The 25,844-nt window shown below is 56.7% G+C and carries 36 protein-coding genes; 17 read left to right on the top strand and 19 right to left on the bottom strand.

The features are described from left to right. Positions 1–181 precede the first annotated feature (181 nt). The 3 genes from DXY03_RS04130 to DXY03_RS04120 are packed head-to-tail and all read right to left on the bottom strand — an operon-like array spanning position 182 to position 2,477. Positions 182–892 (bottom strand): phosphoesterase, encoded by a 711-nt coding sequence (locus DXY03_RS04130; protein ID WP_115009214.1) that lies wholly within the window; start codon positions 890–892, stop codon positions 182–184. Further along, positions 892–1,707 (bottom strand): metallophosphoesterase, encoded by an 816-nt coding sequence (locus DXY03_RS04125; RefSeq protein ID WP_115009213.1) that lies wholly within the window; start codon positions 1,705–1,707, stop codon positions 892–894. Before DXY03_RS04125 ends, DXY03_RS04130 begins: the two co-directional genes overlap by 1 nt. A gap of 5 nt (positions 1,708–1,712) precedes the next feature. Beyond that, entirely contained in the window at positions 1,713–2,477 is a 765-nt protein-coding gene (locus tag DXY03_RS04120; RefSeq protein ID WP_115009212.1) for a GTP-binding protein, read from the bottom strand. A gap of 150 nt (positions 2,478–2,627) precedes the next feature. Here DXY03_RS04120 and DXY03_RS04115 point away from each other — a divergent pair, with 150 nt between their 5' ends. After that, on the top strand, positions 2,628–2,897 hold the full coding sequence (locus tag DXY03_RS04115; RefSeq protein ID WP_115009211.1) for a hypothetical protein: 270 nt from the start codon (positions 2,628–2,630) through the stop codon (positions 2,895–2,897). A 5-nt stretch (positions 2,898–2,902) separates the two neighbouring features. Next, positions 2,903–3,082, top strand: coding sequence for a hypothetical protein (locus DXY03_RS04110; RefSeq protein WP_115009210.1), 180 nt, complete (start codon positions 2,903–2,905; stop codon positions 3,080–3,082). A gap of 422 nt (positions 3,083–3,504) precedes the next feature. Here DXY03_RS04110 and DXY03_RS04105 read toward each other — a convergent pair whose 3' ends face one another. Together DXY03_RS04105 and DXY03_RS12175 are read right to left on the bottom strand one after the other, a co-directional pair. Further along, complete coding sequence (locus DXY03_RS04105) at positions 3,505–3,687, bottom strand: hypothetical protein (protein WP_115009209.1); 183 nt, start codon at positions 3,685–3,687, stop codon at positions 3,505–3,507. 131 nt (positions 3,688–3,818) lie between these two features. Further along, the gene (locus tag DXY03_RS12175) at positions 3,819–3,995 is read right to left on the bottom strand and encodes a hypothetical protein (RefSeq protein WP_170951963.1); all 177 of its coding nucleotides are present in this window, start codon (positions 3,993–3,995) and stop codon (positions 3,819–3,821) included. A 168-nt stretch (positions 3,996–4,163) separates the two neighbouring features. Between DXY03_RS12175 and DXY03_RS04100 the strand changes: the two genes are divergently transcribed. Further along, positions 4,164–4,583 carry a hypothetical protein gene (locus DXY03_RS04100; protein ID WP_115009208.1) on the top strand — a complete coding sequence of 140 codons (420 nt, stop codon included), beginning with the start codon at positions 4,164–4,166 and terminating at the stop codon, positions 4,581–4,583. Positions 4,584–5,115: 532 nt separating this feature from the next. Next, positions 5,116–5,280, top strand: a complete 165-nt coding sequence (locus tag DXY03_RS12170) for a hypothetical protein (RefSeq protein WP_011364523.1) — start codon at positions 5,116–5,118, stop codon at positions 5,278–5,280. An 11-nt stretch (positions 5,281–5,291) separates the two neighbouring features. Here the strand turns inward: DXY03_RS12170 and DXY03_RS04095 are convergent, their stop codons facing one another. Next, positions 5,292–6,167, bottom strand: a complete 876-nt coding sequence (locus DXY03_RS04095; protein ID WP_115009207.1) for a GNAT family N-acetyltransferase — start codon at positions 6,165–6,167, stop codon at positions 5,292–5,294. Positions 6,168–6,333: 166 nt separating this feature from the next. On the opposite strand from DXY03_RS04095, the gene DXY03_RS04090 reads away from it, so the two are divergent. Next, positions 6,334–6,726, top strand: a complete 393-nt coding sequence (locus DXY03_RS04090) for a DoxX family protein (RefSeq protein ID WP_115009206.1) — start codon at positions 6,334–6,336, stop codon at positions 6,724–6,726. A 16-nt stretch (positions 6,727–6,742) separates the two neighbouring features. Here the strand turns inward: DXY03_RS04090 and DXY03_RS04085 are convergent, their stop codons facing one another. The 3 genes from DXY03_RS04085 to DXY03_RS04075 all read right to left on the bottom strand — a co-directional run bounded on the left by DXY03_RS04085 (position 6,743) and on the right by DXY03_RS04075 (position 9,663). Then, on the bottom strand, positions 6,743–8,506 hold the full coding sequence (locus tag DXY03_RS04085) for a gamma-glutamyltransferase family protein (protein ID WP_170951962.1): 1,764 nt from the start codon (positions 8,504–8,506) through the stop codon (positions 6,743–6,745). A gap of 637 nt (positions 8,507–9,143) precedes the next feature. Then, positions 9,144–9,323: a hypothetical protein gene (locus DXY03_RS04080; RefSeq protein ID WP_115009204.1), complete on the bottom strand. Its 180-nt coding sequence runs from the start codon at positions 9,321–9,323 to the stop codon at positions 9,144–9,146. 70 nt (positions 9,324–9,393) lie between these two features. Continuing rightward, positions 9,394–9,663 (bottom strand): DUF1651 domain-containing protein, encoded by a 270-nt coding sequence (locus DXY03_RS04075; RefSeq protein WP_244272276.1) that lies wholly within the window; start codon positions 9,661–9,663, stop codon positions 9,394–9,396. A gap of 359 nt (positions 9,664–10,022) precedes the next feature. Between DXY03_RS04075 and DXY03_RS04070 the strand changes: the two genes are divergently transcribed. Next, a complete protein-coding gene (locus DXY03_RS04070) occupies positions 10,023–10,415 on the top strand; it encodes a hypothetical protein (protein WP_244272274.1) in 393 nt (130 codons plus the stop codon). Positions 10,416–10,694: 279 nt separating this feature from the next. Here the strand turns inward: DXY03_RS04070 and DXY03_RS04060 are convergent, their stop codons facing one another. From DXY03_RS04060 to DXY03_RS04050, 3 genes are all read right to left on the bottom strand, one after another. Further along, complete coding sequence (locus tag DXY03_RS04060) at positions 10,695–11,084, bottom strand: putative quinol monooxygenase (RefSeq protein WP_115009202.1); 390 nt, start codon at positions 11,082–11,084, stop codon at positions 10,695–10,697. A gap of 112 nt (positions 11,085–11,196) precedes the next feature. Continuing rightward, a complete protein-coding gene (locus tag DXY03_RS04055; protein ID WP_083757090.1) occupies positions 11,197–11,385 on the bottom strand; it encodes a hypothetical protein in 189 nt (62 codons plus the stop codon). A 775-nt stretch (positions 11,386–12,160) separates the two neighbouring features. Further along, complete coding sequence (locus DXY03_RS04050; RefSeq protein WP_115009201.1) at positions 12,161–12,361, bottom strand: hypothetical protein; 201 nt, start codon at positions 12,359–12,361, stop codon at positions 12,161–12,163. A 189-nt stretch (positions 12,362–12,550) separates the two neighbouring features. On the opposite strand from DXY03_RS04050, the gene DXY03_RS04045 reads away from it, so the two are divergent. The 5 genes from DXY03_RS04045 to DXY03_RS12165 all read left to right on the top strand — a co-directional run bounded on the left by DXY03_RS04045 (position 12,551) and on the right by DXY03_RS12165 (position 15,989). Further along, positions 12,551–13,045 (top strand): hypothetical protein, encoded by a 495-nt coding sequence (locus DXY03_RS04045; protein WP_115009200.1) that lies wholly within the window; start codon positions 12,551–12,553, stop codon positions 13,043–13,045. Between the two features lie 1,046 nt (positions 13,046–14,091). Continuing rightward, positions 14,092–14,343 (top strand): hypothetical protein, encoded by a 252-nt coding sequence (locus DXY03_RS12590; RefSeq protein ID WP_115009198.1) that lies wholly within the window; start codon positions 14,092–14,094, stop codon positions 14,341–14,343. A gap of 297 nt (positions 14,344–14,640) precedes the next feature. Beyond that, complete coding sequence (locus tag DXY03_RS04030; protein ID WP_115009197.1) at positions 14,641–14,889, top strand: DUF3104 domain-containing protein; 249 nt, start codon at positions 14,641–14,643, stop codon at positions 14,887–14,889. 96 nt (positions 14,890–14,985) lie between these two features. Further along, the gene (locus tag DXY03_RS04025) at positions 14,986–15,210 is read left to right on the top strand and encodes a hypothetical protein (protein ID WP_115009196.1); all 225 of its coding nucleotides are present in this window, start codon (positions 14,986–14,988) and stop codon (positions 15,208–15,210) included. Between the two features lie 617 nt (positions 15,211–15,827). Then, complete coding sequence (locus DXY03_RS12165; protein WP_170951961.1) at positions 15,828–15,989, top strand: hypothetical protein; 162 nt, start codon at positions 15,828–15,830, stop codon at positions 15,987–15,989. 1,574 nt (positions 15,990–17,563) lie between these two features. Here the strand turns inward: DXY03_RS12165 and DXY03_RS12735 are convergent. Together DXY03_RS12735 and DXY03_RS04010 are read right to left on the bottom strand one after the other, a co-directional pair. Next, entirely contained in the window at positions 17,564–17,686 is a 123-nt protein-coding gene (locus DXY03_RS12735) for a hypothetical protein (RefSeq protein ID WP_256377233.1), read from the bottom strand. Positions 17,687–18,009: 323 nt separating this feature from the next. Next, positions 18,010–18,270: a hypothetical protein gene (locus tag DXY03_RS04010; RefSeq protein ID WP_115009193.1), complete on the bottom strand. Its 261-nt coding sequence runs from the start codon at positions 18,268–18,270 to the stop codon at positions 18,010–18,012. A gap of 389 nt (positions 18,271–18,659) precedes the next feature. Here DXY03_RS04010 and DXY03_RS04005 point away from each other — a divergent pair, with 389 nt between their 5' ends. Then, complete coding sequence (locus tag DXY03_RS04005) at positions 18,660–18,896, top strand: hypothetical protein (protein WP_115009192.1); 237 nt, start codon at positions 18,660–18,662, stop codon at positions 18,894–18,896. A 645-nt stretch (positions 18,897–19,541) separates the two neighbouring features. Here the strand turns inward: DXY03_RS04005 and DXY03_RS04000 are convergent. Further along, the gene (locus DXY03_RS04000; RefSeq protein ID WP_244272272.1) at positions 19,542–19,895 is read right to left on the bottom strand and encodes a hypothetical protein; all 354 of its coding nucleotides are present in this window, start codon (positions 19,893–19,895) and stop codon (positions 19,542–19,544) included. An 887-nt stretch (positions 19,896–20,782) separates the two neighbouring features. Here DXY03_RS04000 and DXY03_RS03990 point away from each other — a divergent pair. Next, positions 20,783–22,171, top strand: coding sequence for a PhoH family protein (locus tag DXY03_RS03990; RefSeq protein WP_115009189.1), 1,389 nt, complete (start codon positions 20,783–20,785; stop codon positions 22,169–22,171). A 57-nt stretch (positions 22,172–22,228) separates the two neighbouring features. Next, positions 22,229–23,113, top strand: coding sequence for an LOG family protein (locus DXY03_RS03985; RefSeq protein WP_244272270.1), 885 nt, complete (start codon positions 22,229–22,231; stop codon positions 23,111–23,113). 18 nt (positions 23,114–23,131) lie between these two features. Here DXY03_RS03985 and DXY03_RS12160 read toward each other — a convergent pair whose 3' ends face one another. From DXY03_RS12160 to DXY03_RS03965, 4 genes are all read right to left on the bottom strand, one after another. After that, positions 23,132–23,299 carry a hypothetical protein gene (locus tag DXY03_RS12160; RefSeq protein ID WP_170951026.1) on the bottom strand — a complete coding sequence of 56 codons (168 nt, stop codon included), beginning with the start codon at positions 23,297–23,299 and terminating at the stop codon, positions 23,132–23,134. Positions 23,300–23,402: 103 nt separating this feature from the next. Beyond that, entirely contained in the window at positions 23,403–23,594 is a 192-nt protein-coding gene (locus DXY03_RS03975; protein WP_115009187.1) for a hypothetical protein, read from the bottom strand. A gap of 34 nt (positions 23,595–23,628) precedes the next feature. Beyond that, complete coding sequence (locus DXY03_RS03970; RefSeq protein WP_244272268.1) at positions 23,629–23,859, bottom strand: hypothetical protein; 231 nt, start codon at positions 23,857–23,859, stop codon at positions 23,629–23,631. Positions 23,860–24,473: 614 nt separating this feature from the next. Further along, positions 24,474–24,701, bottom strand: coding sequence for a hypothetical protein (locus DXY03_RS03965; protein ID WP_115009185.1), 228 nt, complete (start codon positions 24,699–24,701; stop codon positions 24,474–24,476). A gap of 197 nt (positions 24,702–24,898) precedes the next feature. Here DXY03_RS03965 and DXY03_RS03960 point away from each other — a divergent pair, with 197 nt between their 5' ends. From DXY03_RS03960 to DXY03_RS03955, 3 genes are read left to right on the top strand one after another with little or no spacing between them, the layout of a single operon-like run. Then, complete coding sequence (locus tag DXY03_RS03960) at positions 24,899–25,084, top strand: hypothetical protein (protein ID WP_115009184.1); 186 nt, start codon at positions 24,899–24,901, stop codon at positions 25,082–25,084. Positions 25,085–25,108: 24 nt separating this feature from the next. Beyond that, positions 25,109–25,351 (top strand): hypothetical protein, encoded by a 243-nt coding sequence (locus tag DXY03_RS12585; protein WP_244272266.1) that lies wholly within the window; start codon positions 25,109–25,111, stop codon positions 25,349–25,351. 3 nt (positions 25,352–25,354) lie between these two features. Beyond that, complete coding sequence (locus DXY03_RS03955; RefSeq protein WP_244272264.1) at positions 25,355–25,819, top strand: response regulator transcription factor; 465 nt, start codon at positions 25,355–25,357, stop codon at positions 25,817–25,819. The last annotated feature ends 25 nt before the right edge of the window (positions 25,820–25,844 follow it).

Below are 25,844 nucleotides of genomic sequence, written 5' to 3'. Positions count from 1 at the left end.
CCCCGCTCCGAGGAAGCCGCTGAGAATGGTGACGGGGACGTTGGCGGTGGCTGGTTCAGTGGTCATTGGGTCCGAAAACAGAGGTGATCTTTCTGATCAAAGGTTGTGAAACGACGTTCTTGTGATCAGGCGAGCAACTCACTCAGCAGTTGATGCGACCGAACATCTCGAGATGTTGCATTCAGCCAAAGCCCCTCCCCGAAGCGTTGGAAGGTTCTCCCGCAATTCGAAATTCGATGTGATCGGTGGCGGGGTCGTAGAGGGTGTAGTGCTTCCCCCCGCCAATGCCGATCACGCTTCGTTTGGGCACAGCCTGTTCGCTCTGCTGTTCACCGGCATGGTCTTTGATGTGGGATTGGATGGATCCACCGGAAAGCTCCAGTCGGAACTGACGTTGACAGCGCGCCGTAAACAGCCGGTTCACATCCAGCCGCGTCAGCCGATCCAGAAGTACCAAGGCTGAAGTGTCTTCCGTCAGCCGGTCGCCGACGTCAGAGGAGCTGCCATGAATCAAAGCGCAGTCGAGTTCGATGAATCCGAACTGCAGCGATGCAAGCCAGTTGAGATGGTCGGCCTCTACTGCAGCGAGAAGTTCTCTGACCGCCGCCTCGCCTTGTTCTGCTCTAAGGCTTTCAGCCTTGCGTTCGCCGCGGTAACCACACTCCGCAAGAAGCTGCTCTTCCCACCAGCCGTAGATGCATTCGGGCGGAAGATCAGCGCGCTGTGGCTGCCTTAGCCGCTCGAGCAGAGCATTGCACTTGTGTTGTGATCCGATCAGATCACCGAGAATGAAGAGATTGGCAACACCCCGTTGTTGCTTCAACTCCTTCTGAATCTGTTCGTACAGATCCAGGTCTCCTTGGAGACCACTCACCAGGGCCCAGCGTTCCATCAGCGCTCACACACGTGGCTGGCGTCTTCAGCCCGCTCGGCGTATTCGAAGCCGTGGCTGAGCCTCCAGGCAAACACCTCAGGTAAGCCCGCATCAACGATCGCTCGACAGGTTTTGGCGACGTCGTAGTCGACCTCGCGAATCGTCACCTCTCCGGTGTTGTCGTTATGGATCACATAGGTGGCCTTGGTGCTGCCATGACGCGGTTCCCCCACAGAACCAGCGTTAACGATCCGCCGCATCGGCAGTTCCAGTTCCTGTTCTGTTGGTGCGCCTTGGTCGCGTTGTTGCACCTTCACCCGAATGGACCCCTGCCGTAGTTCGCGCACAAAGGGCTGGTGGGTGTGGCCGCAGAACAAGGTTTCCGCTCCTGCTGTTTCCACCCGTTCAAGGGCCGCAAAAGCGTTCATGTCAGGCAACAGATATTCGTGCTGACTGTTCGGACTGCCATGCACAAACAGCAGCTTGTCGCGCCGCAGTGTCATCGGAAGTTCAGCCAGAAAGGCCTTGTTCTCCTCCGTCAGCAGCTCGGCTGTCCATTGATGGGCGCGATGGCCTCGTCGTTCCGCCAGCTGGGAGGGATAGCTGCATTCACAAGCATTCAGACCGTCAATGATGTCCTCGTCCCAGCACCCCTGGCAGCTGGGAATCTCCCGCTGACGCACCATTTCCACCACTTCATTGGGCTGGGGTCCGTAGCCAACAAGGTCGCCAAGGCAGGTGATGGTTTGGATGCCCTGGGAGTCGATGTCGTCGAGCACCGCCTCTACGGCGGCAAGGTTGGCGTGCAAACAGGAGATGACGGCGTGGTTCATGTCAATCAGCCCTGCGATGTGGGTTGTTGTTGCTGCATGGCGAGCACGTCATCCGCGAGCAGACAGTCGTTGATGGTGGATTGAATGTCTTCGGGGTTGAGTGCCTTGCCCTGAACAACGAGCTCTGAGGTTCGACTGGGGCGACCCTGCGGAGGTGCCGTGGCGTCCAGGGGCAGGAACTGGGATGACTCCTGGCTCACCATCCAATTGCAGAAAAATGCCCGCCCGTGAGGAAGATTCATCAGGCCTTTGGCGCGGTACACATCGCCGTAGGCACCGTTCACCAGTTCAAACCAGAAGCTGCTCAGGCTGTTGGGATCCCAGACACAACCCGAAAGAGAGGTATGCCAGGCCTCAAGCCTGCTGAACTCCAATGTGTCCTTCGCAGGCAATTCTGGGTCTCGCCCGAAGTGCAGGAGTATGTCGGGGTGCAACTGCAAGGCCTCCAGCTTGGACCGAACCTCGTCTCCGAGCCCTGCAATGCCCTCCTGGCTGGGGGGATGGAACTGCTGCACTTCGATCAGGGTCAGCCCATCGTTGTCCTGCTTCAGATCCGTTGCGTTGGCTGTTGCCGGTTCCTCGAGCCTGGGCACCTGGTCCTTGAGCCAGGTCAGGTCGATTCCGCTGTCTTCCCCCTGTTCAAGCCCCGCTGCCTTCTCTCCCTCCAGCCGCATGTAGGCGCAGGGACCTTGATGCTGCTGAAGCCTTTGGAGCGCCCAAGTTGTTTTCCCGCACCCCGGAGGGCCTGAAATCAGGCACACCTGGCCCATCGCAACCTCCTCGACATCCGAGAATCATTCTCATTATGAGCCGCCGTCGCTGCCCTGTCCCGCTCTCCCTGTGCCTTTGGACGCTTGGTATCGCTTGCTGTGGCGCTCCCTGCTTCTATCGCTAGGGTCATCGCAACCCGGTTTTGATCTATGCAGGCCTTGGAGTTCCTCGCCCTTGTGCTGGTGAACTTGGCTCTGACGGTTTATCTGGTTGAAAAGGGGAGCAAGTTCTGGAGTGAGAAGCGCCGCCTCAAGCGCCTCGTCAACCACCACCCTGAGATGAAGGGTGTTCATCCCGACGAGGACGGCCTGTTTGTGTTTGAGAGCGATGATTCGCTCAAGGTGCTCGTGCTGGAGAACGATCAGCCCGGTTCTGATGAGCCCTTCTACGTCACAGAAGAGGATCTGGAAGAGGACTGAATCGATTGGCGCAGGAATGGAACGATGAGTTCATCACTCAGGCTCAGCATGAGCTCAAGGGGATGGTGGCTGACTGGAAATATGACTACGGCGTGAGTGATCACGATTGCTCGTCGATGTTGCTTTGGATGCTGATCAAGCTCAATCCCGACGCCAAGATCGATGCTGGCCTGCTTGATCGCTGATGCGACCTTCGCTAGGTGCAATCACCGATGCCGTTTGGTTCCTCGCGATACAGAATGAACTGGTAACCCCAGCTCAGAACAGGGGGAAACTGCGTCGAACAGGGGAGGGACTAGGGAACCCTTCCTTTTTTATGGACTCCCTTTGCAGGTTTTGCACCAGCGCTACATCTGGGGTGTTGCCACAAAAAAGCCCGCCGAAGTGGGCGGGCCGGGTGATGGGGTCTCTCAACATAACCCCGATGGCCACCACATGCAGCGTTGATGTGTGATCAAGGAGCCCTGCATAAGTAATCGTGCTCCCCCTAGATCTGGGGCTTGATGAGTATTATCGAGCCAACGCATCAAGATCTGGTGCTGTGAGCCGGGTGATGGGGATCGCTTCGGCTTGATGAATCGCTCCATGGCTGGGGCGATTTTTTTTGTCATTTATGTGACTGGTGGTTGTGTTCCACTTCAGGCACGTTGCGACTCAGGTACAGGGCGTTGCTGAGCCCCATCACAACGGTGCATCCGGCTGGTCCGCAGACCCGATACAGGTGATTGCCGATCGATTCCACGGTTCCATTCCCTTGAACGGAGTAGGGCAGATGCAGGGTTTCGGCCATGGGATCACGCTTGAAACTGCAGCTGTCTTACGGATTCGTGTTTGGACCGGGCTGCGACAACCGATACGGGTTTGGCTTTCTTTGCGTCTCTCAGCATTCCTTAAGAATTGAGCTCTTTGACTCTTGATGGTTCAGGTGCCTGGGAAATGGCTGGCCTTGAGCCGATCGATGTGATCGTGCACTTTCAGATCGGGCATGCGCATCACCCGTTGCATCAGGTTCTGCCGATGGGCATAAAGCCCTTTGCATCCCTTCAGCGGTTCGATCAGCAGATCGAGCAATTGAGCTTTGGCGGTTGTGTTGGTCATGGTTTTCGGTGCTCCTCGCCTCGTGTTCCATCAGCATCGGCAAAACCTGGGATCCACACATCACCCACTTGAGGGGTTGTGGAGTGGTGATCCAAAACGATGTCTCCCTCATCTGAGGGGACGTCGTCTGATGACTCCCCTTAACGTGAACTGTCTTGTGGGGGTTCGATGAAGGTTCTGCAATCCGTTCTGGCGTTGTTGCTGGTGCTGGTGCTCGGTTGTGCAACAACCTCAACGGTGTCTGCAGCAACGATTGAAGAGGCGGCCAGTGGTGATCTGATTGCCACGCTGGAAAAGGCGCGCGATGTTCGCGAGCAGGCCGACATCAAGATCCGGGAAAACCTCAAATTGATGGCGTCGAGTTGTCTGTATATGAGTGATTCGTTGAAAGAGTTGATGGCTCTGGAGAATCAGTTTGAAGACCGCCAGATCGAAGATTTCACCGTGGGAATGGCAGACGCGGTTGAGCTGGAGTTGCTCGATGAGGAGTCACGCAAGATCAAAGCGCTCTATCGCAGATCCCACTGTGATGATCCGATCATCCTTCGTGAGCAACTGCGGCAGGCCGATCAAAAGCGCAAGGCCTGAATCAGCAGCAGACCCCCGGTCCCTGTGACGGAGGGGCCGGGGGTCTGTGTCTGAACGATGGTGTTCAGGGTTGGTGTGGCCGTCCCGTTCCGTTGAACAGGCGGCCTAACTCGCTCGTTTGTGCATGACGCAATCCATCAGATGTGGCTGAAGGAAGGTCGAAGCGTCTGGCTTATGGCGCCTGGGGCCATGTTCCAAGGGGTCGGGTGATGGGAGCTCCTTAGGGCACCTGGCACGGTGCAAATGGAGTGCCGATCGGCCTGGCCTTTCGCACAAGGCCTGTCGAAGGGCGCACCCAACAAGAGGTGTGAAAACTGTTGGAGCAGGGGCCTGAAAGTCAGCTTGCTTCTGACGTCTGCTCGGTTGGACCGTCGTCTCGCATGGACGCCTCCGATCTCGATGCACACAGTCTTGGGGCTGGGCCAGGCCCTGGCAATCAGCACGAACACGCATTGCCTTTCAGGGCAGAACCAGCTGAAAGTGGGGCTGGCGTGGCTGCGATCTGATTAGCCTGAACCACCGCGCGTGGCTGATGACCATTCCCTTCGGCACGCCTGAGCCTTCGGACGGTCTGCTCAACAAGTCGGTGTCGTCCACCCGACTGCGCGCCTGGCTGAACACCCGCCTCCGCCAGCTCGCGGTGGGGCAGCGGATTCAGGATGCGCGGGCTTTGCGCAGCGAATTCCTGGTGGAGTGATCGTTCAGCGATCACCCCAGCTCGAGGCAGGCCAGGCCGTAAACGTTGCGGTCGTGCCCCCTGGGGATCACGCCCTTGTACATCCGCACCGTTGACGTCATCGGTTTGAAGCCCCTGGCGCTGAGGATGGTTTTGGCGCTCGGGTTGTGGCCGGGGGTGTCGATCAGGACGACACCGTTGTGGTGGTCCAGGGCGTTGTTCAGCAACAGCGAGGCCATGCCGGGGTCTTCGGCGAGCCAGGGGCCCACCCGCCAGCCCTCGCCGATCGGCAGCAGGCAAGGCCGAATGCGCACGTAGCCATGGCATTCGCCCTCGGCATCCCTCGCCGCGAACACATCTCCGGCTCTGTGGCGGAGCCAAAGCTCAAGGAAGTGGGGCCTTGGGCTGATCTCATGGCGTTCGTCGTAGCGCTGAATCGCCTCCAGCGACACCTCGCTCAAGGGCACGACGGCAACGTCGCTGCGCTGGCTGGGGCTTGCGTCCAGTGATGCCTCGCTCCGGAACAGCATCTGCCGGCGGGTGGTGATGCAGTCCTTCTGAAATCCAGCGCGTTCGTAGAAGCCCACCATCTGCACCGCGGCCTCCAGGCCGATGCACTGCACGCTGCTCAGGGTTTTTAAGGCGTGTTGCCAGAGCTGATGCCCGATTCCTTTGCCCCGATGCTCCGGCTTCACCACGAACAGCCCGATGAAGGCGTAGTCGGGGTTGTAGGTGACTGCAGCGATGCAGCCCACCGGTGCGTTGTCTTGCCAAGCGAGCCAAATCCCCTGGCGATCGGTGTTGGCGTAGATCTCGATGTCGCCGATTCCTGGGGCGAAATCCTGCTCACGGGCCAGGGCCGTGACCACGTCGAGGTCGGCAGGTGTGAAGGGTCTGATCTCCAGCATCGAGCTCGGCCCATCCCGACCCTGCTGAACTCCGTCTTACCGCCTTTGACGGCTGATCTCCATCCCTGAATCAGCCCATCCTCTGCTGGTGCATGACTGTTCTTGCTGAACAGTTTCTCTCTAGGGTGCTCCTCATGACTGATCTGCCTGCGGGCTCTTGATCCCCATGACTGCTTCGAAGCTGTTCGATTTCCTCGGCCGGGTGCTGATGGCGGCCGTGTTCGTGAATGCCCTGCCGGCCAAGTTCACCAACTTCGCTGAAACCGCAGGCTTCATCGCCTCCAAGGGCATCCCCGAACCCCTGGCTTCTGTGTTGCTCGTGGCGGCGATCGTGGTGCTGATCGCCGGATCGATCCTGCTGGTGTTCGGCAGCAACACGGTGCTGGGGGCCTCGCTGCTGCTGCTGTTCCTGGTGCCCACCACGCTGATCTTCCACACCTTCCCGGTGGACAGCGGCTTTGCGATGAACCTGGCCTTGATCGGGGCATTGATTTTGGCCATCACCCGTACCTGGGGCAATGGCGTGCCCAGCTTCACGCACCTGCGCTCCAAGGGTTGATCGCTTGATGGCTGGATCATGGCAGGCCCAGGGCCGTTCCTTCGCGGCGCGGATCAGCGGCCCCCTGCCAGCCAGCACCGATTTTTTGAATCAGAGCGGTGCCGCTGCCGATGCTCTGACGCCGCGGGCTTGCTTCGCTTTTGAGCTGCTGCAGCGGAAATGGCCAGGGCAGCGGCGGATCGCTTTCCAGCACCAGCGTTGTGCCCCGGCGTGAGAGATGGGGAAGGCCCACCGCCCGCGCCGGCGGTTCGTTCCAGATCAGGGATGCCAGCAGCACCCGGCTGAGCAGATGGGGAATGCTGCGGCCGCCGGGGCTGCCGAGGGCCAGCACCGGCTCGCCCTTGCGGAACACCAGCGTCGGCGCCATCGACGACATCGGCCGTCGTCCGGGCAGCCGGCGGTTGGCGACCGGTTTGCCGCCAAGGCTGGGCTTGAAGGCGAAATCGGTGAGCTGATTGTTCATCACCATGCCTCCCACAAGGTGCCGACTCCCGAAGATCGTCTCCACCGAGGAGGTGTAGGAGGCAATGTTGCCGCTGGCATCCACGATGGTGACCTGGCTGGTGCCCTGTTCGATGCCCTGATCTGGCCGGCCGTAGGGATAGCGATCGATGCCTGGCGGCAATCCCGGCGTTGGCCTTTCGCCGTTGGCGCCCTGCATGGCTCTGGCCCGGCTGTTGATGTAGGCCGGATCCAGCAACGCCGTGCTGGGAACCGAGCCATCGATGGGGTCGTGCACCCAATAGAGGCGGTCGACATCGGCCCAGGCCTGGGCGCGGGCCAGCTGCTGCCACACCTGCGGCTCAGCTGCGCTGGAGTTGGCCAGGTTGGTGGTCTGGTTCAGCAGCGCCAGGCTTTGCAGCAGCGCTAAGCCACCGCTGCTGGGGGGCGGCACCGTGCAGATCCGGTGCTGCATCTGCTGGCTGCAGAGGGGAGTTCGCCGGACCACGGCATAGCTGCTTAGATCAGCGGAACTCCAGCCGCGGAAGTTCGGCTCGCTGGCCTGCAGGGCATTCACCCCGTCCAGGATCTGCTGCGCCAGAGGCCCTTGATAAAAGGCTGGTCCTCCTTTCCTGGCCAGCAGTTTCAGGGTGCGTGCCAGGGCTGGGTTGTGGAAGGGTTGATCCGCTGCTGGTGGCTGTCCGCCGGGCAGGTAGAGCGCTTGAAACTCAGGACTGTGGGCCACGCCGAAACGCTGGGCCAGGCGAATGGAGCGCAACAGACGCGGGCTCGGCAGAAAGCCTTTGCTGGCCAGGCGGATCGCCGGTTGCAGGGTTTCGCTCCAGGGCAGATGGCCATGGTTTTGATGGGCCTCCCAGAGCAGGGCCACGGTGCCGGGAATGCCGATGGCGTTGGCTTGGCTGGTGGCCTGACGCCAGGGGAGGGGATCCCCCGCTGTGTCGAGCAGATCGCCTGGGCGGCTGCGTTCGGGGGCCACTTCACGGCCATCCAGCACTGCAAGCTGGCGTTGCTTGGCATCCCAGTGCAGCAGAAAACCACCACCCGCCATGCCGGAGCTCTGGGGTTCCACCACCGCCAGCACCGCCTGGGCTGTGACTAGAGCATCGATGGCGCTGCCGCCGTTCTTCAACGCAGCCAGCGCTGCCGTGCTGGCGAGGGGATTGGCGGTGACCACCACGGCGGATCCGCGGGCGGTTGAGATGCCTCTGCTGTTGGTGTCGCTGGATTCCGGATCATCCCTGCTAATCGGGGCTGCCGATGCTGGGAGGGTGCTCCAAAGGCTCAGCGCCAGCAGCAACGCTTTGAGCTGGGGGAGCACGGCGTTGGATCGGCTGGTTTCAGTCTTGTGGCTGGTGAGGCGGACTGCTGGCCTTCTGATCAAAAAAAGAGCCGGCCCCTCAGCCCGCTCCTGCTTGACGCATTGAAGGCACCACAGCCTTCACCTCAAGAGTGGATCAGTGGAGGGCCGTTCGAGGTGCGATTGGAGCGTTTCTCAGGGAATTCTCAGGAGGTGGAATAGGCATTTCAGCTCAATGAGAATCATTCCCGCATGGCCGATGATCGTGCCGGCGCGAGCACCACTGCAAACGCTTCTGGAGGGAATAGGGAGCAGGTTCCCTCGCCTGCTCCTCTCCTCTCGGCTGTTAGCGAGAAGCGGCCGTTCATTAGGAGGAGATGTATCCGCAGGCCCACCTACGGGATACATCACTCACCTGATGGGAACTTACCCAAAAAAAGGTTCCCGAAGAGCCCACTCCCCGGGAACGACTCGTGCATGCGAGGAGAACTTAATGCTGCGCAATCTCCCTTAACAATGGGTAATTGTGCTCAGTCCGAGATGACTGGGTCTCGCTTTGATTGCCCTGGCTCTGAGTCGCTTGGCGCGCCCCAGATATCCAATAAAAAACCCCTGCCTGCTGCAGGGGCTCATAACCATTTTGTTGTGGAAGATGGGTTCAGAGGCCGAGGAATTTGGCTGGAATTCCATCCAGGCTGTTGTTGCCCATCATCTGGAAGATGACGTTGATCAGCATTCCTCCGATGTGGAAAGCTCCCACCAGAGCCAGGCCTCTCCAAAGTTTTTCGGCTGCTGCTGGGGGCTGATTGTTGGCCCAGGTGCCGGATCCGTTGGTCATCGGTTGATCGCAACTTCAACAACGTTGGCGAAATAGGTAGTAGCGGTCCAGCAGTCGTCACTGAGGTTCATCAGCGCACCGGCGGTGGACAGCGTCGCCAGCCTGTTTTGAGCATCGTGTTCCAGGCTTCGATGGCGTTGTGCCGCAGCATCCGTCGCCGTGTCTGGGGCACCGGCGGACTGGGCGGAATCCAGCTGTAGGTGCGCACCACCACCCACTGGGCATGGGCGGTGGATGCATCTGGTTTGAACTGCACCACTTTCTGCTGCTCGGCGCTCACCAGCCAGCCTTCTCCGCCGGGCTGTTCTGGTGGTTCGTGGGTGGCGCGGTAACGGGGCAAGGGGTGGGGCGACGGCAAATAGAAGACAGCTCTGCAAAGCATCTGCTGCCGAGGCGGCGCCCCGGCTTCACGATGGCGAATTCGCTGCTTGAACGGTGAGCTATATCGAGCAGGACGCTGGTCAGGCCTGAACGACGCTCGCGAGTCCGACGGTCTATGGATGAATGAGTTGTTGTTGTCCTCGAGGAAAAGAAGCTTGTCTCAGTCAAAACGAGGCTTGAGAGAAGCTTCTGGTGGCCTTGGCTTGCGACCACGGTCCAACCAAGGCAGGGCACCTTTGCATCGGTCGGCGCATGGTTCGAGGTCTTCGTGAAAGATGTTGAGCAATTTTTTGTTTCTCCAAGAAAAAACATAAAGTTTTGTCTTTGCTTGATAAGCAAGAATTCGAAGTTCAACGCATTGGTTCAAAAAGTTATTGGGGCTTCATTCTTTTCTCGCATACATTCCGGCAAATCCAGAAAGCGATGCCCTACTGTCAGGTTGAAGATTTTTCCCAGAAAATTGCCTCAGATTTTGCTGCAGCCTGCAGGACTGATGAGCAGAGTGAGGATTGTTTTGGGACTGCTTACAACTACGGTCGCGACCATGTGACCCGTTTGACGCACGAGATCATTCGACTTCAGCGGGAGAGTGGTTTATCGCGAAAGGAAATCGTTGAGTCGATCAAAGATCTGGCCAGTCACATGAATGCACTCTCCTATGTGTTTCTTGTGGCGGCCGATGTCGCCGAAAAAGCCCTGGACCGTGATTGATCCTGAGGAGGCGTCTGCACACAACGAGTCCATAGAAGATGCTCCTTGCTATGCCCCGCGGGGCGATTTTCTGATTGGTCTTGCTCAGGAAGCGTTTTCCTTTGCCAGGAGACGGAAGCTTGAGAAGGAGATCGCCGTGATCAAATCAGCGCTGAAGGGCCATGACAACAAACCCACAACCCGTCGCGCCAGGCAACTCAAAACTCGTCTTGACAAGCTCAAGGAAGCGACCCATAGGTATGACTTCCAAGACTCGAGGGATTCTTTCCGCCCTTTTGTTCAGACCCTGCTGTATCCAAGCTTGGTTTCAAAGATCTTGAGTGGAAGTCCAAACGACTCCATCAACTGCCGGCAGTCATCGCCCACCGTGCCGTACACCTCAACGCTGAAGCCATCGCCAAGCTCCGCATGCTTCTGCAGATACTTCTGAACGGGAGGGTTGGAGACGTGGGCGCTGAATGCCTCGTCGTTGGCGTAGACCTCAGACCACACGAATGCTTGGGGATCGTCCGGGTCCTGATCAAAGGTGTGGTGAACCATGCCTGGCTCAGATGCCTGAACGGCTTCGTCGGTGACGCGGGCCAGCTCCAGGTATTGGTCCACACAGCCGGGTTTGACGTGGATTCGTGCCAGCAGCATGAACGGAGTGGTCTTGTCGAAGCTGGCCATTGGATCTCAGGCGGTGCCCAAGTGTTCCATGGATTCAGGCTGACCCCCCCCCTGGAGGTGCACTCTCCAGGGGAACCCAACATATGTTCAACTTACGAACCGATGGTGACGATCAGGCGGCTAGAGGCTGTTGTTTCAGCGACAGGCGACCGCCAGCCATCGAGTTGTGAACCAGGTCTTCGGCGTAGCGACGGCCTGCTTGTTGTGCTTCTCGAACGCTCTTGAAATTGCCGACAAAGTCGTATTCCTTTCCGTCAACCGTTGCTGCAACCGCATAGAGCCTGTCAGTCACCTTGCTCACAGACCAGCGCAAAAAGCAGGCCGGGGAGTTCTTCTGACTGTGCATACTGTCCTCCATGAAATAACTGGACGACTTAAGCACTTGATTACTTGTTTGATTTCAAAGCTTTAAATATCGCAAATAGGTAATTATATTTCTTTCATGATTTGCTCATCAAGTACACATTGAATCGATAGGTGTGGAGGGGCGTGGCCGAGGTTTTTGAGCAGCTCCCTCTGCCGCGATGGCTGACCTTCAACCAAGCTGCGACTTAACGATGTGGAGCCACGGAACCGCGAGGAGAAGCGAGTCCTCCCCGAGCGATGCGGTATCCGCATAAACACGTTCGTCACGTCACACTGATTTGTGCCTGCTGCACTGAATTTCTACAGCTTTTAGACACAGAGAGGTTTCCCCATTGATCGCTCTCAACGGGGAAACTCGTCTGCCAGCCCCAGGGTCGCTCTCCCCGTGCTGCTCAGCACCGCATCTGGTATGCGGGCGACTGAGGGCCCAATGATGAGGCCATTCAGCAGGCTTGTCTGGAAATTTCTGAAGATGTGCTGATCCGCCAAAAATTTCGGTAGATCCCTGCGATGGTTTCGACTGATACGGACTGCCTAAAAGCTCGATTTGCCTCGGGAGAACGGCTGGATTCGCTAGACAAACGGACCCAGCAGTTGCCGCTGACATGGGTCCGCGTCCCGGGCTAGTTGCATGAGACCAGGACGCGATACAGATAAGCCATTGGAGCCAGTTGATTCAGCGAAATCCGCTACTCAAATTGCTCCACATGTCATGCGGGCGCTTTGCGGAAATTGGTTGAATACGGGAACCGGTAGCCAAGCTCCATTTCCTCCAGCTGCTCCTCGGCGAGGTAGAGGCTGCGCGTGAAGAAGCACACGTTCTCGCTGTCGCACACCAGAAATTTGCCGGCTTCGATTTTTTGGATGGATGAGCCGCGCGGAGTCTGTGCGATCAAGTCTGCTTGAGCCATGGAGCGTTCTGGCAACTCTCCCCTGTCATGGCTTTCATCGTTTTCGTTTGGTCGTTACAACGCTCACACTTCGACAATGTCATTCCTCAAGTTTCTTGGTAACAACAGATACTCGGGTTAAGCGATAAAAAGAATCTTTCTCGCCAGCCCAAAAATGGGCTATCTACGGTCTCGTTTGATAACGAAGCGATGAAGTGGCTGCTCTCGAAACTCGGTTTACTCAAGCAGCATAAAAAGACCCAGGGTCTGAAGGACGACCTCTCGTTTTTTAAGACCTCGCTTCAGGCCAATGCCATTTCATGTCAATGGCTTCTAAGGAAGCCAACTCAGCTCTTGCTGAGGCAGAGCAAGGGGTCAGCATTAATGATCAGAATTAGGGATGCATCCGGTGATGGCACGGTTGCGAGCAAGTTGGTGGAGCTCAGCCTCAAGGCAACGCAAGCACAGATTGAAGTCCCATCTGCAAGCGGCCAGATGCTTCTTGAGCTCGGTTATCGCACGGTTGGTGGTGACTTCATCACGCTTGAGTATTCATTCATTGATCTAGGACCCAAAAAGATTGTGCAGCCAGAGTTGACCAATTGGTTCAGCAATGAATCGGACAATATTCATCAAGACATGTATGACTTGGCGACCAAAGGAAGATCACTTGGTGGATCTGAAGTCATGCCCCTCGGCCGGTGATCCTGGTTGCAGCAGCGTGGTGTTTCTCTAGTCCAATGGATGACGAGTAGGTCGAGATTGCGCTGCTCTAACCGTTTGATCAGCGCCACAACATTGTGGTACGTCATTTGCGCATCCTCAACGTGTCATTGGCGCTCCCTGGTCTTTTTCACCTAAGCCATGGTGGAACTGGAAGGCGCAGACGAAGGCTCCTTCTTTCCAATGGTTGTTCCGTTGACCATTGGGCGCTGGTCACTGCACTGACTCCCTTCTGGCGATGCAGGGAGTCAGACCTGCGTTGTCTTTTGGGTTATTCCTTCTGATCTGTTGCAGTGCAGTAGGTCTTAGGGGTGGTCATGGTTCTTCTTGTTGGGCCGTGAAAGGCAGTTAGAACAAAAGTAAGAACAAAATCCGCCCTCACCGCACTGGTTGCCGACAGCGCACCTACTGTTTTCACCCAACGAGAGAGAGGCAGCGTTGAAACCTCGTTGCTGCTCATTTGGTCATAGCCATTGCGTCATTCGCATGGGACTGCACCCCCGTCCGGGGTGAGGGTGTCTTCGGAAGTTCTGCCGTTAGGGCTTTCCATCCAATGGTTTCTCCAATGACCATTGGGCGCTGATAGCACCACTGACTCCTCTGTCTCGAGCGCGATGCGAGGAGTCAGATCAGCGTTTTCAGTTGCCGAAACTTTTTAGTGACTCATTTGGTCGCCGCTGTTGCCTCATTGAAACTGCACTGAACGCCTGGTAGAGGCGATGGTGTCTCGGGAAGTTCAGTCGCATGGGCCTTCCCTCCAATGGTTTTTTCGTTTTAACCATTGGGCGCTGTCCAGAAAAGCTGACTCCCTTTCTTGGCGGACGGGGAGTCAGTTCAGCGTGACCTGACGGGTGGTGAGCAAAGACGGCAACCTGTTTTCAGCATCCCGGTCCAGGCTTCGACCGCGTTGTTCCGGAGCATCCGTCGCTCGGTCATCGGCGTTGGCGGCTGCTGTGATTAGAGAGCAGTATGCAAGCCTCTCAACATGGTCTACACCCAGGTGGCGACGTTCTCCTCTTCTGATTGCGATGAAGGCTCTTCTCGCTAGCTGCCTACTGCTTGCCTCCACATCTGTTCCTGCTTTGGCTCAGAAGGAAATCCCCAAGGCCGAAGGCCACGACCAGTGCCCTCTGGGTTATGTGAACACCCTTGGGACGACGTGCGTATCTCCGATCTATTACGAAGTAGCCCCAACCAACGGCAAAGCTTGCCCATCTGGCTGGGTGAACATCGGTGCTGGGTACTGCAAGAAGAAGAAAGGTCCTCTGGGAATCCTCTGAACACCACCAGGCCAATAGGTATCAAAAAGCCGGGTCATCACGCTCTGCCCCATGCGCAGTTGAACCTGTCTATCGACTGAGACCAGTAGCGCAAGAAAGCAGCAATACCCATCCCTCATCGCTCGGCTTCACCGGCGGGGGATTGGTGGCGCGATGCCTCGGCACGGCCGAAGTCTGGCGAGCGCGGAACCCTTAATGCGGTCGGCGCCACACCAGCCCGTTGCATGAGCCTTCAGATTTTGTTCCTGGACCCTTGAACAACCTCTACACTAGTATGTCTGTACTGGTACGAGGGCTATGGCGGTTGATCATGCGAGCGGCATCTCGGCGCCCAAGTCGGATCCGGTCTTCCTTCACGTCAAATCGGGAATGACCGTGATCGTCACTGATACGGATGGGGCCTGGCGCATGGCAGATGTGATTTGGGTCGATGGTGGTGCCAGGAACCCCAAGACTCCGACGTTGTTTCAGGTGGCTGATGTTGATACCGGCGTCATCAACTGGGTCAACGCCGATTTCGTCACCCACATCGTTCCAAGGGTCTGAGGCCCCTGTTGGTACGGGATGGGGCAGATCAGGTCTCGGAATGCAGACAGCAGCTCTGCCAGAGAAAAACCATCTGACAATCAACTCCAGCTTCAAATGAACGTGGCGCGATTTCTGCTCAGGGACGGGAACAAGGTTGGCGCTGAAGTCTCACCAGAAGGTCTTGAGGTCTTCACCTACGAAGACCAGAAGGGGCAATTGATCCATGCGTTGGCCACGGTTAAGGCTGAAAGGGAGTTCCTCAGGCAGGTCCCCTCGAAGCTGCTTCCCTTGTATGTCCTTATGGAGCAGGCCCTTGCCAGGGCCGTTGGACGTAACTGAGACGAGCCGCAGATCTTCCCCAGGCGAAACCATCGGTCAGGTGACCGCTCGAAGTTGGTTCCGCCGCCCCTGAGTGGTTCGGGCCGCCCCGGGGCACTCCAGTCGTAGCCCTGTCGAACCAGGCTGAGACGTGCCACCTGCTACACGCTGGTCGTGTAAGCCGTACGCATAAATACTTAGTCGCTCTGTTAGGACTGGGGTACGTCATGAGAGGCGGAGGTCCCGGCATCGAACACCGGGACTTTTTCTTGGGCATCACCCACGGTTCGTCCGAAAAGCTTTGAACATGGACCAGGGCATAGCGATACCGCCCCACCGTCTTCTGCTCCAACGCCTTCTGATGAGCGATCAGGCAGAGGGACAAGCGACAGGCTGTCCATAGGTTGCTTCCCCATTTCCCATCCTCAAGACACGATGAAGTTGTGAGGGAAACACCTCATGGGATGGAAACAAGGTCGCATCCCTGAGATTGTTTTGAGGCCTCTGCCTTTGGCGGAGGTCTTTTTTATGGCTGCCCAGTTGTGAAGAGAGCGGTTTTCTTGTTGTCGAGCTTCAGGTATCAGCAACTACTGCAGCCAGTGTCAGCCCTGCCATCATTCATTAACTGCACAAAGTAAGTGACGCTTGAAGAGCAATACATCACTCTGATGGATGCAGCTGGAAGGGTTACAGATCAATGGTGTCGGGAAAAATTTATTCAGGAAGCAGACAATGTTTTGCTGCACATTAATGCTCAAGTTCTGAAGAACAGGCAAGAGCTCAACACCAAGTCTGCCTAAGACGGCAGCCGTTCAAAGAGTGAGTTCCCATTGGTAAAACGGGTTGTTGCTGGCTTGTGCCGATAAACCTGCCTATCGACTCGCCAGGGCTTGGAAGATCAGAGCCGCAAAAAGCGACCAAAGCACGGTGCTTGCGAAGCGGTGCTCTAAGGCCAACCGACGGGACGTGCTCCTCATCAGTAGGTCCCGTGGACAACCGTTGCGATGACTGAAGCAAGCGAGCAGGTAAACAACGCAAGCAGTGCGAACTCCATGAAGGTTCTGTTTTGGCCTGCTTCTGTCATGCCTCGGGTTGAAGCAGAGCTGTCGTAGCGGTCGGCACCAGAAAGCACCGGTAAGCGCTTTTACCCGTAGCGGCGAGGAAATGCTGTCTTTTTCTTGGCTTGCTGACCACACCCATCGTTTTGTCGTGATGGCGACGACTTGTCACTGAACCTCACGTCATCTTTTGAATGCTTCTTCGGTGAAGGGGCGATGCGTCAAATGCGGGGGGTGCTTAGGGAACACCCCCCTTTTTTTTGGCAGTTCGTAAACGACGCCCACGGCACTGCAGGCTGGTTAAAGAGGGTGGTGCAGCTGGGACGCCAGCACCTTCGACGCATTCGTCCCCTTGTTGATGGGCGGCATACCCTGCCGCCTTTTTTTGTCTCTGCTCGTCCGCTCCATGGCCGGTGTCTACGACCTGTTCCGACGGTTCTCCCACTCCCTCTCGCGGGTCATCTCGAAGAAAGTGAAGTGGTCGTCGAACTAGGGACACTGGCCTCTGGAGGTGAGATCTCCAGGGGCCTTTTTGTGTTCCTCTCGGCCGTTGGTGGGGAATCTCCCACCCAGGGCTACAGCCCAATCGATAAGGGCTTGTTCAGTCGGATATGTTCAATTTATTGCACGAACTATTGGCTATGCAGCGATATCTTGATCGATATAGTCCAGAAAATGAATCACTCTTCTTTCCTTCTTCTCTTGCAAAGCTTCCTTGGCAAGAGTAAGCAGCTGATTCTCTCGGGCTTTGATGGCGGTTCTCCACCGTTTGGGTTTGGGATTGGTCACACGGAAGGGGCCTGAGAGTGGAGAAGTCTTGAGAGGCACAAGTCTTTTCAAGCCGCATGACGCTAGTGGGCACAAATCAAAACCCCCAAGATGCGTGATGGTTGTTGATGTGGGTTCGTCCGGATACTGTTTATATGTATCAGGTTGAACTCCCAGTTTGGCTGCCTCAACAAGAGAAATCGCTTCAAACCTGAAACCATTTCTCGTCACTCTTAGCGGGGAACCATATGGGAACGGGGCTCACAGCAAAGCCTTGGACTGTTTCTATCCGCAGTTGAAACCGGGAGCGGTTTCAGCCACAACTGGTATGTCGCAGCACTTCAGATGGTGTCCAGCACTGAGCAACCCAAAGCGGAAACCACGAGCTCCACTCGCATTGCAGCTGGACTCATCCTCGGGTTGGCTTGTTTCGCTGCGGTGCTCACCGGTGGGATCTTTGTTGGGCAGACCATCGGAGAAGCGTTAAGCACGTTCCAGACCATCGCCCCAATTGAGGTTGATCCGCTTCGCTGAGTTGGTGGAGCCAATCAGGCTTCAACGTCAGCCTTGTCGTCGGCGTTGTGGTGGGCCTCAACTGAGCTGGCCTCAGCTGATTTGTTGCGGGGGCAGTCACCAGCGTTGGCGGCGCCAATAAAGACAACCATTGCCATGATCGCGACGATCACAGAGCCGCCTAAGAAAGCAAGGTTCGGACCTTTCACGCCAGATGTGTGTAGGAGTTCTGGCGACCCTAGTGCTGGATTCAGACCTGCGAGGCGATGTGGGTGGAATGGTCAGTGTTCACCCACGTGGTGGCCGCTATTGGTCCTTGTTTTCTTTGTATCTGGGCAGGTCGGTCGGCTGAGCCAGCACGTAAACGACGGCAGCAGAGATCACCACGGTGACCACGATGAGAGCGGTGATAGCTGCTGAGTAGTCGTTCACTGAAGTCTCTCCAAACTTAGAGGTTAGGGCTGACGCTTTGCTGGCTGCGTCAATTGCCCGAAAGGGCCTGGCTGTGGATCGTGGTCATCGTGTTGTTCAGATCACCCACATCCCGAAGCCCTTCAGCACTGAACCAGGGTGCGTTCTCCCAGCTAAAGCCTTCGCCAAAGGTGTTGTCTGGTGCGGTGACGTACCAGTGACAGTCCACATCCGGCGTATCAACGGAGCACTGCGACCAGTCCGGTTGCCACTGGGGCACCTGAACCCACATCACTGCTGCAAAAACCAGGGAGAACAGGGCATTGGTCATCTTCCTGGAAGTCGCTTATCGAAACTTTACACGAATTGGTCTCAAGATTGGAATCGTTTCTGGTGTTGACGATCGCGGCCTGAAGGCTCAACTAAGAACGGGCATCGGTAGTAAGTGACTCGATTTCGATCCGATGAGCGGGGATACAACCGAGGTGCCGTGCTGTGCGTTCGCGGGCACACCGGTGGCGGAATCGCATTCCCTCATCGCTCGACGCGATGTGATTCCGTCGTGTGGCTTCAATTTGTGCGTCCCAATCTGATCGACGTTCAAGGCGTAAGAACAACTTTGGAGAGTGTTGGCACCTGGCTTCGCGTCACCAACTGATGACGTGATCCCGAAGCTGGCCTGTCGATCGAGGGCAAACGGCTGCAGCCTCATCAGGCTGAATGTCCTCTGTGCGCCAAATGATGTACTGCGTTGAACGAAGCGATGGGCTCGACCAATGGGTTCAAGAACAGTGCTTCAAGACTGAGTTCAAGGCGTTCGTGAATGCACGCGCTAAATCTCTTGCCTTCACGAACGTGTACCGCGTCATCTATCAAAGCCCTGGGCTCACAGGCGAAGTGGTGAGGGTTGCGAAAGGAAAGGCTCTTTTGAATTCCGATGACCGGCTGGTTGGCTGAGCCGTCCAAATCAGGACTCTTTTGATTGTTCCTCATGGGGAAGGGAACTGGAGTTGAGACCTGATTGGTCGGCCCCCTGGCTCATCTCTTCCGCTCTGGCCAATCGCTCCATCAGGTTGAGGGTGTCGTTGGGAGACAACTCGCCGTCAACGCCCCACTTGAGACTAGAAAGGTCAAGTGGGCACATATAGGAGCGTGATACTTCTTGGAAGCTATGGGCACCGAGATGGCTGCTGAGGCAATGCTCCCTGAAGATTCATGGAAGAAATTCCGAATTGAGTAACCAGCCGATACTCATTGCTTGTTTAGGGGTTCTTCCACGCACGATCCTTCCTGCAGGCGACAGGCAATCGGGAAGGGTGGTCTCCTTCTTTTGTGGCTTCTCCCCTGCCACGTTCCTCACACCCCAAGCTCCTCTCAAACAAGAAAACCCTGGAGTGACGGCTCCAGGGCTTCCTTTATTCACCCGAAAGAGTCAGTTTCAAAACTTTCTCGGATTTGAGGAGGAAACCCTAAGGGCATGGAGGACCTCAGGGCATTCACTCGACAGCCGCCGACAGACTGCAGGATCCGCCGCCGGCGGAATCAATCAACTCCTGTGCATTCGATTCTTGATACCCCCATTTGGGGTGGCCATCGCAACAGTCAGCGCAACCACGGCGATTGGGTCACCTCCAGGGTGTAGGCCCCTGTGCGGGTGAAGCGCAGCGGGATCGAGTTGATGCGGATGTAGGTCTCGCCCTGCTCGGCAGCCAGAAAGCTGAACTCATGCTGAGCGCTGTTCACCAATACGTTGCCACCGCGCTGCATGAAATCGCAGCGGAAGGTTTTCACGCTGGTGATGGGGCCGTTGTAGCTGAGCAGCCGGCAGGTTGAGGCAACGATCTCAGCGCTTGCCGGAATCGCGGTGGCGATGGCGAGGCCTGCCGCGGCGAGGCTGGTTCGAATGCAAATCATCGGAGCACCCCGCAGTGCGTTGCGTTCGATTCGTGAACTCACTTTGCTGCCTCAATCCCTCTGCGGCCGGTCTTTGTGGGTGACTCGCAAGATTCTCTTAAGCATTGCGGGGCGCGTCTGCATCTGATCTGCGCGATAGTTGATGTACGCGAAAGGGCCGACAGACCACGACGCGAGATCTGAATAAGAGGAGACTTCAATGAGCAGAAGAGGTATCCATCCCCTTTTGATGGGCTTGGACAAACCCGAACGCAAACCCGTTGAGCCTTCGAAGGCAAACGATTTATCTGGCAATGAATCGGCTCAACGCAAGCGGTTCATCCGTTCCGAGGAAGAAGATTCAGGCAACCAGCAGGCTGCTTGATCAATCAACGAACCATTGATCCGAGAGTGGACGAGTCCATCCATCTTCGTGTTCCATCAACCGTTCTTCCTCCGGGAAGAGCGGTTTTTTGTTTGTGTAAAGGAATGGGTTAAGTACCTATTGATTCTGGAGGGGAGAGGAGTAGAGATAAGTCAGCGACAAGGAGAGAGATGGTCACGATCTGTTCAGGTTTTTTCGATCTCTGCATTCCCCTCAATGCATTTGACAAGACGCAGCCAGGTCAGGCTGAAGAACCCAAGCAAGCGATGAAATCTCAGCACGATCTGTACTGGGATGAGCGTTGCGACACCTCTCCAACTGCACCTGGCTGCAAGATCTATGACGACTGAGATCAGTACGTCGTCGTTGACGTCCTCAAGGCAACGCAATCGATTGTCTTTGGTTCAAGCAATAAGCCCTGGTTGATCTGCCTGGTTTTGTTGTTGCAATCTTCTTTCTCCCTGCGTCTTGCCTGCGGGGAGAAGGGGTCTGCTGTTGTGATTTTTTAGGTCACAACCTTGATGTTTTTTTTTAACACCAATTGATTCATCAATGGTGAAGTTCAATGAAAGACAAAATTGTTGTTCTCGACACGAATGTGCTGCTCCACGATCCTGAGGCGCCGCACCGCTTCGGTGATCTCAGGGTTGTGATCCCCATGCAAGTGGTTGAAGAAATCGATCGCTTCAAAAAGGATCACTCCGAAAAAGGCCGCAATGCTCGGCGCATTTCAAGGCTCCTGGATTCCTACCGAGCCCGCGGAAGCCTTGCCGATGGCGTTCCGATTGAGGGCACGAATCACGGCATGCTGCAGGTGATTTTCTGTCAGGCCCAAGCTCTCAACGCCTTGCCGGCAGAACTGCAGGGGGGAGGCGGCGACAACAACATCCTTGCGGTGGCCCTCGAGCAGATGCGATGCAGCGGGCTGAAACAGGCGCCCGAGGTCGTGCTGATCAGCAAAGACATCAACCTGCGAATCAAGGCTGATGCGGTGGGCCTGCAGGCCGAGGACTACATCAACGACAACGTCTCGATCGACGACCTCTACACAGGCTTCCGACAACTCAGCACCGATGCGGACACGATCAAAACCCTGCATGACGAGGATCAACTCCCTGTGGAGGCTGTCGCCGATCCCGAGGGGCAGCATCTCCAGGCAAATGAAGGCGTGGTGCTGGTGGATCAGCGCAACGACAGCCATACCCTGCTGGCCCGGCATCAAGGCAACAGCAACAGGATCAAACCGCTGCATTGGCTGCATCGCGCCCACTTGGGACGGATCAAAGCCAGAAACCGCGAGCAAAGTTTCGCGCTGGATCTGCTGCTCGATCCCTCCGTTGCTCTGGTGACTCTGGTGGGCAAGGCCGGCACGGGCAAAACGCTGCTGGCCATCGCTGCTGGTTTGCACCAGGTGGCCGATACCCATCACTACGCCCGCCTGTTGGTGACGCGCCCACCGATCTCCCTTGGCAAAGACATTGGCTACCTGCCCGGCACGCTGGAGGAGAAACTCGGCCCCTGGATGAAGCCGATCATCGACAACATCGACTTCATCACCGGTTCGTCTACCGGCGGGGATGCTGAGCAGACGAAGAAACAGCGGCAGCGCGAACCACGCAACGCCTGGGCCGATTTGCAGGGTATGGGGTTGCTTGAGGTGGAAGCGATCAACACCATCCGCGGCCGATCGATTCCTAATCAGTTCCTGGTGGTGGATGAGGCGCAGAACCTCACGCCCCTGGAGGTGAAAACGATCGTGACGCGGGTGGGTGAAGGAACCAAGGTTGTCTTCACCGGTGACCCATATCAAATCGACAATCCCTATGTGGATGCCGAAAGCAATGGGCTCACCTGGCTGGTGGAAAAACTCAAAGGCCAGCCCCTGGTGGGACACATGACCCTCTCCAAAGGAGAGCGCAGTGAACTGGCTGAACTGGCGGCCAACATCCTCTGACGCAAGACGACCTCGCCAATACCGCCGACATCGCTAAAACCAATGACTGTTGAACAGATGACTCAATTCCCAGGCACTTCAAGTCCTGAGCAAGCCAACCTGGACGCGATTCTGACGTCCCCCACCTACAGAATTGCCCATGAAGATCCCGACTTGTTGAACAGAAATGCCATGCGTGGTGTGCGCATGCTGCTTGAAATCACCAAGCCGGATCTGCATCTGGAAACAGCCGGAATCGAATCGACGATCATTGTTTTTGGTGGGGCCAGGATCGTCGACAACGACACCGCAGCAGCGAAGCTGGCGCAAGCCGAGCAACGTCTCAGTGAATCTCCGGGCTCACCGGTGTTGAAGCGGCAAGTTGTCCATGCGCAACAGCTCGTGGCGTTGTCTCGTTTTTACGATGCCGCCCGGGAATTCGCCTCATTGGCGTCCCGGCATGGTCAGTGCAACAGGGAACAACCCAACGACTGCTCATCCCATGTGATCGTGACCGGTGGTGGCCCGGGAATCATGGAAGCTGCCAACCGGGGTGCCTTTGAGGTCGGCTGCCGCTCGATCGGGCTGAATATCACGCTGCCGTTTGAACAACACCCCAATCCCTACATCACCCCCGATCTTTGCTTCAAGTTCAACTACTTCTCACTGCGCAAATTCCATTTTGTGATGCGCTCGATTGGCGCCATCCTTTTCCCGGGGGGTTTCGGCACGCTTGATGAACTGTTTGAGCTGCTCACACTGCGGCAAGTGGGCACCAAAGGCAGCATGCCCATTGTTCTGTTTGGAACAGATTTCTGGAAGAGGCTGGTGGACTTCGACTACCTTGCTGAGACGGGCTTGATCTCAGATGACGACCTCGAGCTGATCCATTTCTCAGATTCAGCGGAAGAGGCCTGGGATTTCATCCGCAGCCGAGCGCGGGCCGAGCCTGAGGCGAGCTGAGCAGGCCAGGCTGTTTGATCAAGCGGATGGCTGGTTGTGCTGGCGCAGTTTCTTGAGTTGATCTTCGATCTGAAAGCGCAGCTGCCTCAGGTTTTCAACATTGATCTGGTGTTCGCCTGAACTCCAGTGCTGCGGGTTGGCGACACGGATCTCCAGCTCGCGCAGGCGGGAGCGATCAGATTGCATGGCGAACTCCACGGCCGGATCAAGTCTGTGGCCGCAGCTGCCGCTACTACATGAGTTTTTCTACTGAGTAAGGGAAAACGACTGATTTGCTTCCGAAGTGGGCTCAGATGGAACCCGATTCGAGCAGGTGGTCCATCAAGGCTGCATAGAGCTGGGTCTTCATGTTCAACAGGCAGGCCTGTTCGTTGGCATCACCACCGGGCCAGTTGGCGTAGGCATCGGATACAGCCCGGTGCAGAAGACGCAAGGCATCCATTTCCACCGAGATGGTGGTGATCATTTGGTTGTCTTCCATCGTTATTAGTGGTGAGCAACGAAATCAGCTGACTTCAGAGGCCCTGGGATTGCTGGCGGACGATCCAGGCTGAGGCGGCTTGTTGTTGTTTCCAGGCCAGCAAGAGGTCTTTGGCAATGCTTTTCAGAGCCGCAAGATCGTCCGAGTTATCGATCTCCCGTGAGAATTTCTCGATTTCAAATTTCTGGCCCAGAGTCAACGCGATGGGTTCCATTGGCTTGTGGCTTTGTGAGCGGAACGTACCCGAGAACTTTTGAGGCTGCAAATGGAAAACGTAGTAGTTGCAACCGATTTGAGGAAAGAATGCTCAACTCAATGCATTGCTTGCATTACAGAACATTTCTGAATGCCGCTGATTGCTCGGATCGCTAAGGCTTATGGCCTTAGAAAGCATGTACAGGCCTGGAGCTGATGCAATTCTCCTGGGAAAAACATCTGGAATTGTCCAGGAATGTAGCTGTTGCCTCAGACGAAAATCAGGGCATGGCTCTTGCCCTGATGGGTGTTGCTCTCGCCATGCTGGCCACTGATCTTCTGGCCCATGAGTTGAAGGCCTCGGTCTTGCCGTCTTCCAGGGCTTGATTCAAAGAAAGTCCATTTCGTCTTCATTGTTGTCGTCTTCCCTTGATTGAATCCAGAGGGCTGAAAGCGGAAAGATGAAGCAGCCGGCAATCAGGAATTCCATGGGCTTTGGACTTGATTGCAGCCACGATCTGTTGGATTCCAACGAGAAGCTGTATCAACCGCTGTCGTGCTTCTTGAATTTGGTTGCCGATCAATCCGTTTGATCGCGTTGAGTGCTTGTGCTTAATCAGTCCAGGCTCACCAAGGTGGCACCGGCCACAAACAGCAAAACAGACAACACCAGCAGTCCACTGTTCATCGGTTGCTGGCGCGTTTGATCGATTCCATCCCCAGGCGTGCAGCCCTGCGCCCCAAGCCCACAGCTGCCTGAGCGGTGCTTTTGATCACATCCTTGGCGGTGCTGCGAACCCTGAGCGGGCTGCGTTGCATGGCATCGGGCCAGGATCCCTCCGGCCAGCGCGGCACGCGGCGACTAACACGGTCACCGAGTTGAAGCAGGGATTGGCGTAGCCGGCTGGCCACAGCTTTGAAGCAACAGCATCAATGTGCTGGCTTCATTTCAATGCTGTTGTGCCAAATGACACGAAGGGGGCTTGGCGCCTACTTCGTTGCTCTAATTCCATCAATTGAGGGATATGGCTACACAGATGGCTCCCCCAACTGATGGATGTGGAATCCCTTGGCGTATTGCTCAATAAGAGGGCGCCCTGTCGGTTTGCATGTCTCCTCTCTATGACCTGATTCTTCAGCGCAAAGGAGAGCTGCAGACCGAAACGGTGCAGGTGGTGGATACCGCCCAGGCCTGGTGCCTGGGGCGTGAGCGCTATCCCCACTGCATCCGGGGTGTTGTCCGTAGGGATGCTGAGTGTGATGGCTCTGCAGCTGAGCCATCCAAACGCCGCTAAAAGGGGGCATCCCAACAGTCTGGGATGGAGCTGCGGCTCGAGTCGCGCGCGTTGAACGAAGCCGTCGAGGCAACGGCGCAGTTTTTCAAGACCCAGCGGGTGGTCGCCTGCTGTGGTGATCGCCTCACATTGGCTTGCCTTTGCCTGGCGGAGCCGATTCGCCGTGCTGTGGTGGGTGCCGCCACCACTGAAGACGAAGGCTTTGAGCTGGTGCTACGCCACAAGCCGAGCCTGCTGATCTGCACGTCGGATTTGGAGACCGGCTAAGGCATGAACCTGCTGCGGCGGGTGAAGGCGGAGCTGTCTACCTGCCAGTTGTTGATCGTGCTGGTGCGCGAAACCCAGGCCGTGGTGCAGGAGGCGATGCAGGCCTACGCCGATGCGGTGATTTTCAAATCAAGCCTCGGCACCGGCAAGGGCGATTTCGTTCAAGCCCTCCAGACCCTTTCTGAAGGCGGGGTGTATCTCCTCGAAGAGATTCGCCAGCTCGGTGCGGCTGAAGCTCCGAACCTGAACCTGCCGCCGTTGATTGAAGAGCTCACCGAGCGGGAGCTGGAGGTGGTGGCTGGCGTTGCCCGCGGCCTCACCAACCGGAGCATCGGCAGCAGCCTCGGCATCTCGGTGGAAACGGTGAAGACCCACGTGGTCAACGCCAAAGACAAGTTGGGTGCAGCGGATCGCACCCAATTGGCGGTGATGGCGTTGCTTTACGGCCTGATCGATCCCCTCGGCTGAGTTCTGGGGGGCTGTTCGGTGATCG

The sequence above is a fragment of the Synechococcus sp. N5 genome (assembly GCF_900473925.1).
Classification (GTDB): Bacteria; Cyanobacteriota; Cyanobacteriia; order PCC-6307; family Cyanobiaceae; genus Parasynechococcus.
This window is presented reverse-complemented; position numbering and strand designations above follow the sequence as displayed.